General features: G+C 51.1%; 20 protein-coding genes. All 20 read left to right on the forward strand.

The window, feature by feature from the left end:
* Positions 1–195: 195 nt before the first annotated feature.
* The gene (locus BLR06_RS07950) at positions 196–495 is read left to right on the forward strand and encodes an AtpZ/AtpI family protein (RefSeq protein WP_245698069.1); all 300 of its coding nucleotides are present in this window, start codon (positions 196–198) and stop codon (positions 493–495) included.
* A gap of 42 nt (positions 496–537) precedes the next feature.
* Entirely contained in the window at positions 538–939 is a 402-nt protein-coding gene (locus tag BLR06_RS07955; protein WP_092070980.1) for an ATP synthase subunit I, read from the forward strand.
* Positions 940–987: 48 nt separating this feature from the next.
* On the forward strand, positions 988–1,668 hold the full coding sequence (atpB, locus tag BLR06_RS07960) for a F0F1 ATP synthase subunit A (protein WP_092070985.1): 681 nt from the start codon (positions 988–990) through the stop codon (positions 1,666–1,668).
* Between the two features lie 77 nt (positions 1,669–1,745).
* A complete protein-coding gene (atpE, locus tag BLR06_RS07965) occupies positions 1,746–1,994 on the forward strand; it encodes a F0F1 ATP synthase subunit C (protein ID WP_092070987.1) in 249 nt (82 codons plus the stop codon).
* 88 nt (positions 1,995–2,082) lie between these two features.
* Positions 2,083–2,586, forward strand: coding sequence for a F0F1 ATP synthase subunit B (gene atpF / locus BLR06_RS07970; protein WP_092070990.1), 504 nt, complete (start codon positions 2,083–2,085; stop codon positions 2,584–2,586).
* Positions 2,580–3,131 (forward strand): ATP synthase F1 subunit delta, encoded by a 552-nt coding sequence (gene atpH / locus BLR06_RS07975; protein ID WP_092070993.1) that lies wholly within the window; start codon positions 2,580–2,582, stop codon positions 3,129–3,131. Before atpF ends, atpH begins: the two co-directional genes overlap by 7 nt.
* Positions 3,132–3,189: 58 nt before the next feature.
* The gene (gene atpA / locus BLR06_RS07980; RefSeq protein ID WP_092070996.1) at positions 3,190–4,728 is read left to right on the forward strand and encodes a F0F1 ATP synthase subunit alpha; all 1,539 of its coding nucleotides are present in this window, start codon (positions 3,190–3,192) and stop codon (positions 4,726–4,728) included.
* Between the two features lie 5 nt (positions 4,729–4,733).
* On the forward strand, positions 4,734–5,582 hold the full coding sequence (atpG, locus tag BLR06_RS07985) for an ATP synthase F1 subunit gamma (protein ID WP_092070999.1): 849 nt from the start codon (positions 4,734–4,736) through the stop codon (positions 5,580–5,582).
* A gap of 12 nt (positions 5,583–5,594) precedes the next feature.
* Positions 5,595–7,004, forward strand: a complete 1,410-nt coding sequence (gene atpD, locus BLR06_RS07990; RefSeq protein ID WP_092071002.1) for a F0F1 ATP synthase subunit beta — start codon at positions 5,595–5,597, stop codon at positions 7,002–7,004.
* Between the two features lie 3 nt (positions 7,005–7,007).
* A complete protein-coding gene (locus BLR06_RS07995; RefSeq protein WP_092071005.1) occupies positions 7,008–7,427 on the forward strand; it encodes a F0F1 ATP synthase subunit epsilon in 420 nt (139 codons plus the stop codon).
* A gap of 196 nt (positions 7,428–7,623) precedes the next feature.
* Entirely contained in the window at positions 7,624–8,382 is a 759-nt protein-coding gene (locus BLR06_RS08000) for a YwmB family TATA-box binding protein (protein ID WP_092071009.1), read from the forward strand.
* Positions 8,383–8,900: 518 nt separating this feature from the next.
* Positions 8,901–10,157 carry a UDP-N-acetylglucosamine 1-carboxyvinyltransferase gene (gene murA / locus BLR06_RS08005; protein WP_092071011.1) on the forward strand — a complete coding sequence of 419 codons (1,257 nt, stop codon included), beginning with the start codon at positions 8,901–8,903 and terminating at the stop codon, positions 10,155–10,157.
* A gap of 123 nt (positions 10,158–10,280) precedes the next feature.
* Entirely contained in the window at positions 10,281–11,279 is a 999-nt protein-coding gene (spoIID, locus tag BLR06_RS08010; RefSeq protein WP_092071014.1) for a stage II sporulation protein D, read from the forward strand.
* 77 nt (positions 11,280–11,356) lie between these two features.
* The gene (locus BLR06_RS08015; RefSeq protein WP_173812821.1) at positions 11,357–12,076 is read left to right on the forward strand and encodes a M23 family metallopeptidase; all 720 of its coding nucleotides are present in this window, start codon (positions 11,357–11,359) and stop codon (positions 12,074–12,076) included.
* A 267-nt stretch (positions 12,077–12,343) separates the two neighbouring features.
* On the forward strand, positions 12,344–13,534 hold the full coding sequence (locus BLR06_RS08020) for an efflux RND transporter periplasmic adaptor subunit (protein WP_092071020.1): 1,191 nt from the start codon (positions 12,344–12,346) through the stop codon (positions 13,532–13,534).
* A gap of 1 nt (position 13,535) precedes the next feature.
* Entirely contained in the window at positions 13,536–14,228 is a 693-nt protein-coding gene (locus BLR06_RS08025) for an ABC transporter ATP-binding protein (RefSeq protein WP_092071023.1), read from the forward strand.
* Between the two features lie 62 nt (positions 14,229–14,290).
* Positions 14,291–15,442 (forward strand): ABC transporter permease, encoded by a 1,152-nt coding sequence (locus BLR06_RS08030; protein ID WP_217636860.1) that lies wholly within the window; start codon positions 14,291–14,293, stop codon positions 15,440–15,442.
* A 226-nt stretch (positions 15,443–15,668) separates the two neighbouring features.
* A complete protein-coding gene (gene spoIIID, locus BLR06_RS08035; RefSeq protein WP_092071029.1) occupies positions 15,669–15,932 on the forward strand; it encodes a sporulation transcriptional regulator SpoIIID in 264 nt (87 codons plus the stop codon).
* A 190-nt stretch (positions 15,933–16,122) separates the two neighbouring features.
* Entirely contained in the window at positions 16,123–17,151 is a 1,029-nt protein-coding gene (gene mreB, locus BLR06_RS08040; protein ID WP_092071032.1) for a rod shape-determining protein, read from the forward strand.
* Positions 17,152–17,199: 48 nt separating this feature from the next.
* Complete coding sequence (flgF, locus tag BLR06_RS08045) at positions 17,200–17,943, forward strand: flagellar basal-body rod protein FlgF (RefSeq protein WP_092071035.1); 744 nt, start codon at positions 17,200–17,202, stop codon at positions 17,941–17,943.
* Positions 17,944–18,075: the final 132 nt, after the last annotated feature.

Consider the following 18,075-nt stretch of genomic DNA (forward strand, 5'->3'; position numbering starts at 1 on the left):
AGTATCTCTACTGTGCGGCAGTATGTTTTCTTCAGCGGACGGAATGATTAAATTGCGGCTGGAATTATTAAATTATTGTAACAAAAGTTATTGAATAAGTTCCTGCATTACGGCAGGACTTGTTAATTTATGCTAGAATATTACAATTATTCTAAAGTTTAGCGTAATGCTTATGACGGTAAAGATTGCCGCCTTATGCTGCGAGGCCTGGCAGAGGATAGGGCAGGCGATTGCTGGGAATTTTACCGTAAAATTCACTTGGCCGGGGTGACCCTGATGGGCAGGAACAACAAAAATCCGGTTTTTGCCGCTTTCGGCCTGGCGGCATCAATCGGCCTGAATATCGTGGCGACAGTAGCAGTAGGGTTATTTGGGGGCCGGTGGCTTGACCGCTATTTTGCTACATTTCCCTGGTTTACGGTGGGTGGTATTGTGCTGGGCATGTTAGCCGGCCTGTGGTCTGTCTATAAGAGAATCATGCAGGAGTATTCCTGACTTTTTGCCAGCCTGGTCTGCGGAATGGGGAGCCTGACAGTTATGGGACAGGATAGACAGCAGGAATTAACTGAATACCGGGGCGAAGTTAAGCGAACTATGCTGAGCATGGCCATCTGGGGAGCACTGGCGATTGCTGTGTTGTGCCTGGCCGGACGGCAGTCCCTGATACCGGGTTTTTTGCTGGGGTTGAGTGCGAGTTTGGGATATTATGCCCTGCTGAGTTTTAGAGTGAGGCAAAGCGCGGCGCTGCAGCCGGAAAAAATCATTGCCTATATGCGGGCCGGCTGGCTCATTCGGCTAAGTTTCCTGGTTATGGTTGTGATTGTAGTGTTGAAAATGCCGGGAATTGATTTCCTGGCGGCGATGCTCGGCCTATTCTCTTTTCAAATTATCATGCTGGCGCAGAATATCATTGTTGTAGTAAAAAGCCTGAGAACATAAAAAAGCTCCCGGGCGGGGAAATATCGGAAAAAAGGAGTGGATGCGCAGATGGGACATGGTGAAGGTCATGCCATTGGAGTACATAAGGCCGTCGAGTTTGCCGGGCTTACCTTTCATATGGACACGTTGTATATGACTTGGCTGACAATGGCAATTATCATTGTTCTGGCTGTTGTCGCAACCCGCCGGTTAAGCCTGGTGCCGAGCGGGTGGCAGAATTTTATGGAAATGGTCGTTGTTGAGCTGCTTGATCAAATTGAGTCAACGATCGGCCCTAAGGGACGAAAATTAGCGCCGCTGCTGATTACCTTATTCTTATTTATCCTGGTAAGCAACGAATTGGGGCTGGTTCCGGGATTTACCTCGCCAACCGCCGATCTCAACACGACGCTTGGCCTGGCTCTAATGGTGGTGCTGCTGACGCACGGTTTGTCGATCGCCAATAAAGGTCTGGTAAACTATGTCAAGCATTACTTTCAACCCTATTTTCCATTTGTGTTTATCAATGTTGTAGAGGAACTGGCCAAACCGGTAACATTGTCTTTCCGGTTATTCGGCAATATTCTGGCCGGCGAGATTCTGCTGGTTATTCTGGGCATGCTGGTGCCTTATTTTGTACCGACGATTTGGCTGGCGTTCAGCGTATTCGTCGGCATTGTACAAGCATTTATTTTTCTGGTGCTTTCCATGTCTTATCTTTCCAGTTCGTTGCAGGATGATCAGCATTAACAGATGCCCATCACCAGCAACTGGAGATAATAGGTTATTATGAACTTTTGGTTCTAGAAAAAAAGGGGGATTTTATTGTGGAACAAGCAATTATTATTGCAGCATCGGCCATTAGTGCAGCGTTAGCGATTGGGTTGGCTGCCATCGGAGCCAGTATCGCCAACGGTAACGTAACTTCCAAAGCCATTGAAGGGATCGCCAGACAGCCGGAAGCCAAAGGAACTATTTTGGTGCACATGCTGATCTCGGTCGGTTTGATTGAGGCTATTCCGATTATCGCTGCCGTTATTGCTATTGTTTTGGTATTTGCTAACCCGTTCATTTAAGTAAATGCTGCGTAATTGAGCGACTGGCCGCCGGTTTACCGCAAGCCAGCCGCTTCCCTGATACGCGCCGAAAGAGGAGGGGCCTCGTTTGATTGATTTAAATGCGACACTTTTTGCGCAAATTATAAATTTCCTGCTGCTGGTGGCAATTCTAGGCAAGTTTGCTTATAAGCCGTTAATGAAGATTTTAGCTGAACGTCAGTCGAAAATCCAGACAAGTCTGGATACTGCCGAACAGGACCGGTTGGCTGCCGAACAATTAAAACAGGACTATCTGAACCAATTGGCAACTGCCCGCGCCCAGGCGCAGGCAATTGTGGAAAAAGCCACCACGCTGGCCGAGCAAACCAAAGAGGAAATTTTACGGGAGGCTCAGGCTGAAAGCAGCCGTTTGCTGCAAAAAGCGCAGGAAGAAATTGGCCGTGAGCGGGAACAGGCAATGCTGGAATTTAAGGGCGAGCTGGCTTCCCTGGCGGTGGCCGCAGCCGCCAAAATTATTGCCCAGAACCTGGACGAAAAAGCCAACGCCAAGTTGGTAAATGAGTTTATTAATGAGCTTGACAGCGAGAAGATAGGTGGTCTGCCATGCTAAGTCAGCTCGCGCAAACTTACGCCCAGGCCATCTATGAGCTGGCCGTACAACGAAAGATGCTTGATGCGGTTCAAGCCCAGCTGGAGCTGGTAACTACTGCGGTTGCCGCTCATCCTGACCTGCGGGGGTTCCTTGAGCACCCGCTCGTTCCACCGCAGGCCAAGAAGGATACAATGACCAAAATATTCGCAGGTGAGTTGACTGACTTTGTCAGCAACTTTTTACTTTTGCTGATCGATAAGGGCCGGGAAACCATATTGCCGGCCATTGTCCGGCAATACGTGGATATCGCCAACAAGGCCCGTAACATCACTGTGGCTGAAGTGATTACCGTTAAACCGCTAACGCCGGAGCAGAGCAGGCTGCTGGCCGACAAGCTCAGCCAGGTTACCGGCAGCAGGATTGTGTTGAAACCGGCTATTGACGAGCAAATACTGGGTGGCGTTATCGTCAAATTGGGTGGAAAATTAATCGATGCCAGTTTGGTACGCCAACTGCAATCACTAAAAACAGTCCTGGCGGCGCGGGAACAGACGGCAGTTTGATGCTTACCTGCCGCCGGGGAAAAAGGTTTGGTACTAAGAGTGGGGTGAAATGCTACATATGAAAATCAGGCCAGAGGAAATAACGTCGATTATCAAACAGCAAATTGAAAATTATAAGATTGAGCTTAATGTCGATGAGATTGGCACTGTTATTGAAGTTGGCGATGGTATTGCCCGTATTCATGGACTGGAAAAAGCAATGTCCGGTGAATTACTGGAGTTTCCCCATGATGTTTTCGGTTTGGTGCTCAATTTAGACAAAGACAATGTTGGCGCCGTTTTGCTGGGCGGCGAAATTGAGATTAAAGAAGGCGATACTGTCCGGCGGACCGGCCGCATTATGCAGGTGCCGGTGGGTGAAGCCATGGTTGGCCGGGTAGTCAATGCAATGGGACAGCCGATTGACGGCAAAGGCCCGATCGATACCAGTGAAACCCGCCCTGTTGAATATAATGCGCCGGGAATTGCCGACCGGCAGTTGGTCGCTGAACCGCTGCAAACCGGTCTGCAGGCAATTGATGCCCTGGTGCCGATCGGCCGCGGCCAGCGTGAACTGATTATCGGCGACAGGGGTACAGGCAAAACGGCTATTGCAATTGATACGATTATCAATCAAAAAGGCCAGGGCGTTGTTTGCGTGTATGTGGCCATCGGACAAAAGGCGTCAACTGTGGCCCGGGTGGTTAAAACCCTGGAAGCCCACGGTGCGATGGATTATACCATCATTGTCGCCGCCTCGGCTTCCGACAGTGCGCCGCTGCAATATTTGGCTCCTTATGCCGGTGTGGCGCTTGCCGAGTACTTTATGTATAAAGGCGGTCATGCCTTATGTGTGTATGACGATTTATCCAAACATGCGATGGCTTACCGGGCAATGTCGCTGCTGTTAAGACGGCCCCCAGGCCGTGAAGCTTATCCCGGGGATGTATTTTACTTGCATTCACGTTTGCTGGAGCGGGCCGCCAAACTGTCGGCCGAGCTGGGCGGCGGATCAATTACGGCTTTGCCGATTATCGAGACGCTGGCCGGTGATGTTTCGGCCTATATTCCCACCAACGTCATATCGATTACGGATGGCCAGATCATTCTCGAAAGCGAGGCCTTTTATGCCGGAGTTCGCCCGGCCATTAACGCCGGTCTCTCCGTGTCCCGGGTCGGTGGTTCAGCGCAAATTAAAGCCATGAAACAAGTGGCCGGCCGGCTGCGGCTGGACTTGGCCCAGTATCGCGAACTGGCGGCTTTTGCCCAGTTTGGTTCGGATCTGGATAAAGATACCAAAGCCTTGCTGGATCGTGGTGAACGGACGGTTGAGGTGTTAAAGCAGCCCCAGTATTCGCCAATTGCGGTTGAAGATCAGGTCATGATCTTGTATACTGCCGCCAACGGCTATCTGGACGATGTTGAAGTCGGCCGAATTGTAAAATTTGGCCAGGATTACTTGAAATTTATCCGGTCTAACTATGCCGAAATCGGCAAAAGCATTCGGGAAAAGAAAGTGCTGGACAGTGAAACCGAAGCTGCGCTGAAAAAAGCAATCAAAGAATTTAAAGATACTTTCCTTTCCTATGACAATCAAGCATCAGCGGCTGAGAGGTGATGTAAATGCCTAGTGCACAGGACATTCGCCGCCGGATTAAAAGTGTTAAGAGTATTCAACAAATTACCAAAGCCATGAAAATGGTCGCCGCCGCCCGGCTGCGCCGGGCGCAGGAAAAGGCTACAGCCAGCAAGCCCTATACGGAAAAAGTCCAGCAGGTATTGGCCAGTGTTGCCGCTCATACCGCAGAGATCGCTCATCCTTTGCTGGAAGTGCGCGCGGTCAAGCGGACGGTATATTTGGTGCTGAGTTCGGACAAGGGCCTGGCCGGGGCTTATGCCAGCAATGTCTTTAAAGAGCTGACACCAAGGATTACCGATAAAAATACAACCGGCATTATGGCCGTTGGCCGTAAAACCAGGGATTATTTCAGGCGCCGGGGTTATGCCATTGATGCCGAGTACACCGGCTTTAGCGAAAAGCCGGCCTATGATAACGCCAGAGTGATTGCCCGCGATTTGGCGCAGCGCTTTCAGAATGGCGATTGCGACGAAATTTATCTGGTGTATACGCAATTCTTTTCGCCCATTCATCTAAAGCCTGCTGTCACCAGACTTCTCCCGCTGGATATCGGTCAGTCAACAGATCCGGCTGTGACCGATTATCTGTTTGAGCCATCGCCGGAGGCGGTATTAGGCCTGTTGCTTCCTAAGTACCTGGAAACTATGGTATATGGGGCTTTGCTGCAGGCTGCGGCCAGTGAGCTGGGATCAAGAATGACGGCTATGGGGGCGGCTACCGATAATGCCGAAGAGTTAATTGCCAAACTTATTTTGAACTATAATAAAGTGCGTCAGGCGACCATTACTCGTGAAATTACCGAGATTGTGGGCGGTGCTGAGGCCTTGAAGTAAGGAGGGGACCAAATGAACTTAGGCAAAGTAGTTCAGGTTATCGGACCTGTTGTAGATATTGAATTCCCCCCGGAACAGCTTCCGGCCATTTATAATGCCATTCGGATTGAGGGCCAGTCAGGAGAAGTATCCATTCAGCTGACAGTTGAGGTCATGCAGCATTTGGGTGATAATAATGTCCGGTGCGTGGCGATGTCTTCTACCGACGGCCTGACCAGAGGCATGCAGGCGACAGATACCGGTTCGCCAATCAAAGTTCCGGTAGGGCGGGAAACCCTGGGGCGAATATTTAATGTTTTAGGCCAGACGGTGGACAATAACGCAACTCCGGTTAACGGGGAGGATTATTGGCCGATACATCGTCCGGCGCCCAGTTTTGAAGATCAGGATACGTCTACCGAAATCCTGGAAACCGGGATCAAGGTTGTTGATTTAATTGCTCCTTATTCGCGGGGCGGTAAAATCGGTTTGTTTGGCGGAGCCGGTGTTGGTAAAACCGTATTGATTATGGAGCTTATCCGCAATATAGCCACTGAGCATGGCGGCTTTTCGGTTTTCGCCGGTGTTGGCGAGCGGACGCGCGAGGGTAATGACCTGTGGACGGAAATGAAGGAGTCAGGCGTTATCGAGAAGACAGCGCTGGTTTACGGACAGATGAACGAACCGCCAGGCGCGCGGATGCGGGTCGCTCTGACGGGGCTGACCATGGCGGAATATTTCCGTGATGTGGGCGGACAGGATGTTTTGTTATTTGTTGACAATATCTTCCGTTTTATTCAGGCAGGATCGGAAGTTTCGGCGCTGCTCGGGCGGATGCCGTCGGCTGTTGGTTACCAGCCCACCCTGTCGACCGATGTCGGGGCGCTGCAGGAGCGCATCACTTCAACCAAAAAAGGTTCCATTACATCAGTTCAGGCGGTTTACGTTCCGGCCGATGATTTGACTGACCCGGCGCCAGCCGCAACCTTTGCCCATCTGGATGCAACAACAGTATTGTCGCGGCAGATTGCCGAACTGGGTATTTATCCCGCGGTTGATCCGCTGGATTCGACCTCCAGAATTGTTGACCCCAACATTATTGGCGAGGAGCATTATCAAGTGGCGCGCGGCGTACAGGAAGTGTTGCAGCGCTATAAGGAGTTACAGGATATCATTGCTATCCTGGGCATGGAGGAACTGTCGGATGAGGATCGGATTGTTGTAACCAGGGCCCGGAAGATACAACGGTTTTTAAGTCAACCGTTTTTCGTCGCCGAGGCTTTTACCGGAACCCCCGGCAAGTATGTGCCGTTGAAAGAAACCATTCGCGGATTTAAAGAGATTTTAAGCGGTAAGCATGATGAACTGCCTGAGTCAGCTTTCTTTATGGCCGGAACAATTGATGAAGTGGTGGAAAAGGCGCGCAAAATGAAGGGGGAATAACAAGTGGCTAAAAAGATAAGGCTTGACATTGTTTCCCCTGAACGACTGGTCTACTCGGCCGATGTCGATATGGTCATTGCCCGGACTACCACCGGGGATATCGGCATTCTGCCAGGCCATGCGCCTTTAGTCGCCGGACTCCAGATTTGGCCGCTGCGCCTGCTGAATGATGAGGGCGAGTTGCCGATCGCCGTTAGCAGCGGCTTTATTGAAGTCCAGCCGGAAAAAGTCACGGTACTGGCGGCGTGCGCCGAACTGCCGGAGGAAATAGACATCAACCGGGCTAAGGAAGCCAAGGCCCGGGCTGAGGCGCGGCTGAAAGGATCAACAGATGCCAAGCATAAAATTGATGCAGCCCGGGCGGAAGCCGCTCTTCAGCGGGCGATGCTCCGGCTGACTGTGTCCCGTCAAAGCAGCCAGTGAAACGTAACGGATGGAACCGCAGTGCAGGGTTCACGAAATCATGGTTCAGCGCGATAATTTCGCGCTGTTTTTTTGTCTCTTTTGCGTCTATCGTGTATTTTGCCGGTTAAGCATTTACCCACAAATTTCATTGTATAGCACCCCTAGAAAATGGCAAGAATGAAAATAGAGCAGTCATTATTAAGGGGCGTAAATCATGAACTATTTAGGTAAAAAATTATTGTTAATCACGGTGCTGTTAATGGCCGTTAACCTTGGCCGCGCTGAAAACGTACCGGTGACAATAACGCAGCCGCTGGCGGCTGCAATGCAGGCCACTGGCGCTGAACTGGGTGAAATCAGTGTGAACGGCTGGGCCAAATTACCGGCAGCGCAAACCGGTGAGACTGAGTTGATAGGGATAACAAAACAGGCGATGCTGGAATTGGGCTTTACCGGGGAGGAGTATGAACTGACCGTTGCTGTCAGCCGCCGCCAGCAGGCGGTCCGGGCGGTCGCCGTTGCAAGTGACCGCCAGGTTGCGGTTATTGCCGAACAGCTGCGGCCGGCTGGCGATGGCCGGCCGGCCGAGGTGTATTTGGCGGTAAATATTGAGCTGAAGACTCAGGATGCACAGGCCGCTACAGAATCAAGCGCTAAAATCAGCAAAATAATCACTGCTTTTGCTGGAAGCCCGCAGATTAGCACTTGCCTGGTGGGATGGCTTGATGGTAAACTAGTGAAGGATGATTGGGACAAGCGGCTTGGGGATGCTTTTGCGGTACTTAATGCCGATTTGATTAGTTCAACTTCCAGTGCTCAGTACAGCAGTTTCACCGGCTTTAGTCCCATGCTAGACAAAGGGTTGAACATTGGCGACCGCCGGATCAATGTGAATGCGGCCATGCGTTACAGTCCCTATGACAACCGGACATATGTAATAATTGGTTCGCCGGTGATTACAATTGAGTATTAAAACCAAGCAGTATTTGCACATAATAAGCTTATAAGAAACGTTTTTTGTCTAGTACTGCGCCAGCCTGCAAGTGGCGAGACGATTTTTTGAAAGCCAAGGCGGCGGAATGAGGCATACCGGGCGTATGCCGATTGACTTACAACGCAGTATTACGGAAAATCGGCCGTCAGGAATTGTAGAATTCAGGGTTGGTAGCACTAGTACCTTGACCCAGTCAAATATTAGGTTAGACAACCCGCCTTTTTTTCGCCCTGCTTCGTTGGCCGTAACGGCATAAGGGCAACAACGGTTTCTGCCTTCGCTGAGCTGCGCTCGGTACAAACCGTGTTTTCTTTATCGTCGCCTTACAGATTCTCGATCTGTGCGGCTCCTTCGCCTCGCAGGACGAAAAAATCTATGTCGTCTAAAACTAACATCTAACTGTGCCAAGGCACTAGTGCCTTGCTGGTCTGGCGTCTGTTTTTATTGCAGCGCTTTTTGGAGCTTTGTTAACATGCCAGTAGTTTTGGGAGGATCTTATGGAAAAGCTAGTAATCAATGGCGGCAGACAACTAAACGGAACAATCAAGATCAGCGGCGCCAAAAATGCAGTACTGCCAATCATTGCCGCCGCTCTGCTGGGACAAACCCCCAGTACTTTAGAGGAAGTGCCGGATCTGGAAGATGTACGCACAATTTCTGAAGTATTGCAGCATCTGGGAGTGCCGGTGGCAACCAATAGCCCGAATACACTAAGTATTGACAGTACGCAGATCAGTACCTGTGAAGCGCCGTATGAGCTTGTCCGTAAAATGAGAGCCTCATTTTTAATTATGGGGCCGTTGCTGGCAAGGCGCGGCCTGGCCAAAATTTCTTTGCCGGGCGGCTGTGCGATCGGCACCCGCCCCATTGATTTACATCTCAAAGGGTTTGAAGCCCTGGGGGCGCAAATTGATATCGGGCACGGTTATATTGAGGCCAAAGCCCCGCAGGGTTTAACCGGCGCCCGGATTTATCTTGATTTTCCCAGTGTGGGGGCGACGGAAAATATTATGATGGCTGCGTCGATGGCCCAAGGTCAAACGATTCTGGAAAATCCTGCGCATGAACCGGAAATAGTCGATTTGGCGAATTACCTTAACGTTATGGGCGCGAATATTCGCGGTGCAGGAACAAACGTCATTAAAATTGAAGGGGTCCGCGAGCTTAAAGGCTCTGATTACACCATTATTCCTGACCGGGTGGAAGCCGGTACGTATATGGTGGCGGCGGCAATGACCAATGGCGATGTTTATATTGAAAATGCACTTATTGAACATTTAAAGCCGGTTGCGGCTAAACTTAAAGAGGCCGGTGTGTACATTGAGGAGGATATCAATGGCGTGCGGGTAAAAGGCAATGGCGCAATCCGGGCTGTTGATATCAAGACCTTGCCTTACCCGGGTTTTCCGACCGATATGCAGGCTCAGTTTATGGCGATGCTGACCATTGCGCAGGGAACCAGCATCGTCAGTGAGACGGTTTTTGAAAACCGGTTTATGCATGTTGACGAACTAAAACGAATGGGCGCAAATATCAAGATTGAAGGACGCAGCGCAGTGGTGGAGGGTGTAGCCCGCCTTACGGGGTGTCCGGTTAAAGCAACCGATTTGCGGGCTGGAGCGGCAATGGTGCTGGCCGGTCTGGTTGCCGAAGGGGAAACTCAGATTGGCTATATTCATCATATTGACCGTGGGTACGAAGGACTTGTAGATAAATTATGCAGTATCGGTGCTGACATCAGCAGAATAAGCTAGTGCCTGATACGGTACTAGCACTAAACAGGCGGCCGTCAGGCCGCCTGTTTTATGATAATCATACTTTTTCCTTCCTTCGCATATTATGGTAATGGCTGAGCCGGAGGATAGGGAGGGGCGGTTGTGAAGAAACTACTGGCGGTTGCCGTGTCGCTGGTTATTATCATGGTAATAGTTCTGCCGATCATGATAGTCGGTATTGATATTTCCGGTACAGGCAAGGAAAGGAGCAGCAATCAGGGCATGAAAAAAGAGGACATAGCCATTCATGTTTACCTGCATGAACAGGACCGGATTGTCAGCATGAGTCTGGAGGAATATGTAAAAGGCGTGGTTGCCGCCGAGATGCCGGCTGAATTTGCGCCTGAGGCGCTCAAAGCGCAGGCGTTGGCCGCCCGGACATACGCGATAAAAAACATGATTGCCTTTGGCGGCAGCGGCTTACCGGATAAGCCGGGAGCTGACGTTAGCTCGGATCATAAACAAAGCCAGGCCTGGCAGGATCAGCATAAACTGAGAGAGCGCTGGGGCCCTTTCCTTTATGAGCAATATTGGAAGAAAATTACCCAGGCGGTTGAAGCAACCAGAGGCGAGATCATTACGTATCATGATGAGCCAATCAATTCCTTGTTTCATTCAACCAGCGGGGAGAAGACGGCGAGCGCTAAAGAAGTCTGGGGGTTTGAGTATCCCTACCTGCAGAGTGTGGCCTGCCGCTGGGATCAGGCCTCGCCAAGGTATAGCGAAACCAAAGCGTTTGCCTTAAGCGAGATTGAACAGCGGCTGGGCGCCGACGCCGGTGTGGTAGCCGCCGGGCAAAGCGGCGACAACAGCAGTATCCGGATTTTAAGCTATACGGACTCGGGCCGGGTTGACCAGATCCGGGTCGGCAACAAAACCTTCAGCGGTTTGGCGCTGCGGGATAAGCTGGAGCTGCGCTCTGCGAACTTTTCGGCGGAACTGAAAGGCGATCAGCTTGTGGTTAAAACCACCGGTTATGGTCATGGCGTCGGCATGTGTCAGTATGGCGCTAATGGTATGGCCAAAGAGGGCCGGAATTACCGGGATATCATTCATTACTACTATACCGGTGTGACGATTAAAAATATTTCAGGTTCTTGACCGGATGTTTAGGCGGCGCAAGACACGAATGACTGACCCTGTGTAATAATGGGCATAATGGTAGCGAGGTGATGAAAATGCCTGGCAACCTTAGGCCGATTATTTTTTTGCGTAAAAAGATTCAGGAACTCTTAGCTCCCGGATGGGTGAAGCCAAAACCGGTTTATCTGGCTTGTGGTTTATTAATCATCGCCGGGACGTTATTATCTTCGGTGGTTATCAGCTTACAGCAAACGGCTGTCGAGCAGCCCGCCGGGTATGCGGACGGCTTAGAGCAGCCGGGAGCGGAAAGCCTTGCCAGTCCGATTGCCGACCCTGCGGCGGCCGGGACTGATTCGATAAGACCGCCAGTTGAGTCAACAGCGCAGGCCGACCGGCGGCAACAGCCAGTGCCTGCCGCAGCTAAACCCCGGAAACCCCAATGGCCGGTCAAGGGGGAGATCAGCCGCGAATTTGGCTGGCAGCTTCATCCGGTCTTTCATGACTGGCGTTATCATCCCGGACTGGATATCAGCGCCGCTGACGGTACCTTTGTCCAGGCCATGCTCGGCGGGCGTATTGCCGATATTTACACCGACAATAAAACCGGGCTGACCATCGTGATTGCCAGCGGGGAATATACCATCAGCTACGGATCGCTGGATACAATGAATGTTAGCTTAAAAAAAGGCAGTTACGTCAATCAGGGTGACCAGCTTGGCACTGTGGGGGCCTGCGCTGCAGAACCATACACTCATCTGCACCTTACGGTTAAAGCGGATGAGCAATATATCGATCCCCGGAATTTACTGAAATAATTCCTCTCAAGTGAGCCGCGGCTCACTTTTTTTATGCGCCTGGTACCTGATAGGGTACTAGTACTAGCATTTTGATTAGAGAATTTTGGTTGATTTTTACATCAATCTGTAATATACTATGCAATTGACAAGCGGGGAAATTATTCGCGTTTCGTTTGTCAGGGAGCAACGGGAGAATGTTGCTGCCTTTCATTTTGAGCAAAGCGGCAGCTGATTAAGGCCTTTGCCGGATTGTTGAGCCAGGAGTAAGCGATGGGGGATTGATGAATGACTTTTGATGTTAAAACAGTATTGCGATATAAACGGACCGTACTGGGGCTGGCAGTCGTTTTGGCTGGTATCGGCTATGTTCTGACAACGGGAAGCGGCGGGGAGGAAATACACTATAAAACGGCGGAAGCCCACCGCGGCAGTATCCGTTCCGTCATCCAGGCGACCGGGTCGCTGGATGCTGTCGAGACAGTTGATGTGGGAACACAAATCTCCGGTACGGTTACAAAAATTTACATTGATTATAACAGCAGTGTAAAACAGGGTCAACTGATTGCGGAAATTGACTCAGCCACGCACGAAACCGAGGTGGAGCAGGCTGAGGCCAATCTGCTTGCCGCTAAAGCTGATTTGATGAACTATCGGGCACTGCTGGCCAAAGCCGGTAAAGATCTTGAACGGACGAGAAAACTGGCGGCTCAGGAGATGATTGCAAAAACCGAAGTCGATCTGGACGAAAGCATTTATCTTACCGCCCAAGCGCAGGTAGCGTCTGCCCAAGCGCGGATAAAGCAATCGGAGGCTGCACTGGCGCGGGCCAAGATTAATCTGGGGTATACCAGGATTTATTCGCCGGTTGACGGTGTTGTTGTTGCTAAGCTGGTCGAGCAGGGACAAACTGTTGCGGCAAGCTACGCAACGCCCAGCATTGCAAAAATTGCCAGAGATTTAAAGCAGATGAGGGTTGAAGTCAATGTGGACGAAGCGGATATCGGCGGGATTAAGCAGGGGCAGAAGGCGGAATTTACCGTTGATGCGTACACAAATGAAAAGTTCTTTGGCGAGGTAACGCAGATTCGTCTTGCCCCTGAAACGAAGGACAATGTGGTCAGCTATGCGGTGATTGTCACCGTAGCCAATGACGAAGGGATATTGCTTCCCGGTATGACGGCCAACGTATCTTTGATTGTTCAGCAAAAAGAAAACATCCTGATGGTGCCGAACGCCGCATTCCGGTTTAAACCGGTTGATCTTAATGCGGCGGCTCCAGTTGACCAGCGCTCTTTCGGGCAGCCTACGGTGGCGGCAGTGTCTGGGCCTGCGCTCTATACGCTGGAAAAGAAGGATATTGTGAAGAAAGAAGTGGAGAGAGGGATTACCGATGGCCAGTATACGGAAATTCTGTCAGGCCTGAGTGAGGGCGAAGCGGTGATTACAGGCATTCTTGTGGAAAAAGAAGGTAAGTAATATGTCATTAGTTGTGCTGAAAGATATCCGCAAGAGCTTTAAGCTGGATGAGGAAGAGGTGGAAATTCTTCACGGCATTAACCTGTCTGTTGCCAAAGGCGAGTTCCTGGCGATGATGGGTCCTTCAGGCTCAGGAAAGTCCACAACGATGAATTTGCTGGGGTGTCTCGATAAACCGAGTTCGGGGGAGTACTGGCTTGATGGACAAGACACAGCCAGCCTCGCTCCCGAGGCGCTGGCCGGAATCCGCAATCGGAAAATCGGCTTTGTGTTTCAGGGCTTCAACCTGCTGCCTAAGACCAGCGCGCTGGAGAACGTGGAACTGCCGCTCTTATATGCGGGCGTACCGCAAAAGGAACGGCGCGAAAGAGCGATTGAAGCGCTTGCCCTGATGGGGTTGTCAAACCGGTTGTATCATGAGCCGGCGCAGTTGTCGGGCGGTCAGCAGCAGCGGGTAGCGATTGCCCGCGGCATTGTGAATAAAGCTCCGCTGCTGATGGCTGATGAACCGACGGGAAATCTGGATTCCAAGACCAGCGACGAAATTATGAATTTATTTGTCAAATTAAACCGGGAAATGGGCATCACCATTATTTTGGTTACCCATGAACTGGATGTGGCGGCCTATGCAAACCGGCTTGTTCATTTTAGGGATGGCAGAATTATGAATGATGAAAGGTCAAACCAGCCATGATTTCTACACTGGAGATAGTCAGAACCGCTATACGGGCCCTGTATAGAAACAAGCTGAGGTCTATGCTGACGGCGCTCGGCATCATCATCGGCGTAGCGGCCGTGATTGCGGCATTTGCCGTCGGGCAGGGCGCGAATAAAAGCATTGATGAGCAGATTGCGTCATTTGGCAGTAATTTTATTATTGTATTTCCTGATCGTTCGGCCATGTCTTCCCGAGGCAACACCCGTCATCTTACCTTGGCCGATGCGGATGCGATAGAGCGTGAAGTATCGGGCATTGAAGCGGTCGCTCCTGTGATTGAGACCACTGTTACGCTGATTTATGGCAACGCCAACTGGAGCACCCGCCTGACCGGCAGCAGTTCGGCCTATGCCACTGTGCAGGACAGGACAATTGCCAAGGGCCGGAACTTAAATGACAGTGATGTGCGGCAGGCGGCCAAAGTGGTGATGATTGGGCAGACGGTTGCTGATAAGATCTTCTTTAATGAAGATCCGCTGGGCAAAATGATCCGGATTAATCGAGTGCCGTTTACGGTTGCCGGGGTGTTCGACGCCAAGGGGCAAAGCAACATGGGCGAGGACCGGGACGATTTCGTCCTGGTTCCGGTAACTGCCGCCCAAAGCCGTCTTGTTCGCTGGAACACGCCGGGACGGATCCACATGATTTTTATCAAAGGCCTTTCCATGAATTCACTCCAGTTTATCCAGAACGAGACCGAGTCCCTGTTGCGCGAACGGCATAGAATTAAAGCCGGGGAAACCGATGATTTTGCGGTAAGAAATATCAGTCAGTTTCTGGAGGCGCGGCGTAAGACAACGGCCATCATGTCGATGCTGCTTGGCTCAATCGCGTTTATATCCCTCGTGGTGGGCGGTATCGGCATTATGAATATCATGCTGGTATCTGTATCGGAGCGTACCCGGGAGATCGGAATACGGATGGCTGTCGGCGCTCAGGCGAGAGACATCCGGCTGCAGTTTTTGCTGGAGGCGACGGTCTTGTCCATGCTTGGCGGCTTGCTCGGAATTATCCTGGGCGTATTTTCCGGCTATATGCTGGCCTCCTTTACCGAAGCTCCGCCGGTATTTACCGCTGCCTCCATTCTGCTGGCCTTCGTCTTCTCGGCGGCCGTCGGAATCGGGTTTGGCTACTATCCCGCCCATAAGGCATCTTGCTTGCATCCGATTGATGCGCTGAAATATGAGTAAGCAGCTGAGCCGCGAACAGGCCGGTAAAAACATATAAAATTGGCGGCAGGGCCGGTCAGTTTATCGCTGAACGGCCCTGCTTTCATTGTCTAAAGGGAGCATAACGCCATTGCCGCCTGCCCGTACACTGAAGTTCCACTGCTTTTGCCAGACAATCTAAATGGTATGCTTTCTCTGTTGTCCGCATATACATGTTAGCAAACGGGGGCGAGGGGGAAGCAAAAAAATGAAAGATTATATCCGCAAAAGGGTATTGGACATTTGCAATCATATTTTAGAAAGCAAGGACACCGTACGGCAGGCGGCTGCAGTTTTCGGCGTTAGTAAAAGCACCGTACACAAAGACATGATTGAGCGGCTGCCGCTGATAAATAAACGTTTGGCAACAAAGGTTAGGACGGTACTGGAGCAAAACAAAGCTGAACGCCATATCCGGGGCGGGGAGGCCACGCGGAAAAAATACAAAGAGCCAAAAGAAAATGATGAATAATAAAGGATTTTATTGTAAAATGTAGAATCTTTACTCCAAATATTGTTATGGGCTTTTGCAAAGAAGTTTAACGTTATGAGTGAGCTGCATAGGATTTGGGGACTTACCCGAAAAAGCGGCGACAGCCGTTTTTTTAGGGTTGAAAAATGGGACAATCAGGGCAGGGGAAGTTGGGGAGAGGGGATTCTGGATGTTTGGGATGTCAATGGATATCGGGGTGGATTTAGGTACCGCCAATGTTCTGGTCTATATAAAAGGTAAGGGGATTGTGCTGAGTGAGCCGTCGGTTGTGGCCATTGACCGGGATACCAACCGGGTACTGGCAATCGGCGAGGAAGCGCGCCGGATGCTGGGACGTACGCCTGGCAATATTATTGCCATCAGACCGCTAAGGGAAGGCGTAATTGCCGATTACGACACAACGGAAAGCATGCTGCGCCACTTTATTGAAAAGGTGGCCGGCAAGAGTTTCTTTTTTAAGCCGCGGATTATGATTTGCATACCGTCAGGCGTGACTACCGTGGAGAAAAGAGCGGTACTGGAAGCGGCGGTTCAGGCCGGCGCCAGAAAAACTTATCTGATCGAGGAACCTCTGGCCGCGGCATTGGGCGCCGGCTTGGAAATTTCCGAGCCCTGCGGCGCAATGGTTGTTGATATTGGCGGCGGCACCACTGATGTGGCGGTGCTCAGTCTGGGCGGCATCGTTGTCAGCGAGTCACTGAGAATTGGCGGCGACAAATTTGATGAAGCTCTGGTCCGGTTTGTGAAAAAGGAATACAATATGATGATTGGTGAGCGGACGGCTGAGGAAATTAAAGTGAAAATCGGCACGGCCTATCCGAACGGCCGTGACGAAAAGCTGGAAATCCGCGGCCGCGATTTGTTATCCGGTTTGCCGAAAACTGTTCGAATTACTTCAGCTGAAACAAGAGAAGCCTTGCATGAGACGGTGTCGCTGATCGTGCATTGCGTTAAAGCGGTGTTGGAAAACACACCGCCTGAATTGTCGTCCGACATTATGGATCGCGGCATTGTTATGACCGGCGGCGGTTCCCTGCTGCATGGCCTGGACCGGCTGATTAAGGAAGAGACCGGCATTCCCACCTATCTGGCGGACGATCCGCTTTCCTGTGTGGCTTTAGGAACGGGAAAAGCCCTGGATTCCCTGGAAAATATTGAGGACAGCCTGACAACCTTGAAAAAAAGCAGCATTGCCTGAGCCTCACGGGGCAGGGCTGCAACGACTATAATTTTTAGGAGGCCTACTATGATTCGTGGACTGTATACCGGAGCTTCCGGCATGATCGCCGAAACCATCCGGACGGATGCTACCGCCAATAATCTGGCAAATGTCAATACTGCGGGTTATAAAAAGGATGTGGCGGTCAACACCGAATTTGGCGAAATGCTGCTGTACCGGGTCAACGACGGCAACAACACCCAGGCTGTCGGCAGCCTGGGACGGGGCACGCAGATTGATGAAATCGCCACAATCCAGGCGCAGGGTGTAACCCGCCAGACTGGCAATGACTTTGATCTGGCGATTGAGGGGCCGGGTTTTTTTGCTGTTGAAACTCCGGCCGGAGTCCGTTATACGCGCAACGGCACTTTTGCCAAAAACGTTGTTGGCGATCTCGTTACCCAGGACGGCAACCGGGTTCTGGGGCAGAACGGGCCTGTCCGGATTAACGGCAATACAATGACAGTGACCGAAACCGGCCAGATTCTGGTTGATGACCTGCCGGCCGATCAGCTGCAGCTCGTGGGCTTTGCCGACGAACAGCAACTGACCAAGGAAGGTTCAAGCCTGTATGCCGCTGCGCCTGACCTTCAGCCACAGCCTGCGGCCGGGCGGGTATTGCAGGGGCACATAGAAGGTGCCAATGTAAACGTGGTAGCTGAAATGGTAAATTTGATCAACAGTTACCGGACTTATGAGGCCAATGCCAAGACGGTGCAGTCTCAGGATCAAATTTTGGACAAAGCGGTTAACGAGGTTGGCAGGGTTTAGAAAAACCGCTAAAAATTAACTTAATATTTTTCGCTTTTTGTACGATGTATAGATAGAAGGCTGGACCGCTCAGGAGGCCTTAAACTGTTGAATGACGGAAACAGTTGAATACCATAAATTCGGGAGGTACTA

The organism is Dendrosporobacter quercicolus (genome assembly GCF_900104455.1).
In the GTDB taxonomy this organism is placed as follows: domain Bacteria; phylum Bacillota; class Negativicutes; order DSM-1736; family Dendrosporobacteraceae; genus Dendrosporobacter; species Dendrosporobacter quercicolus.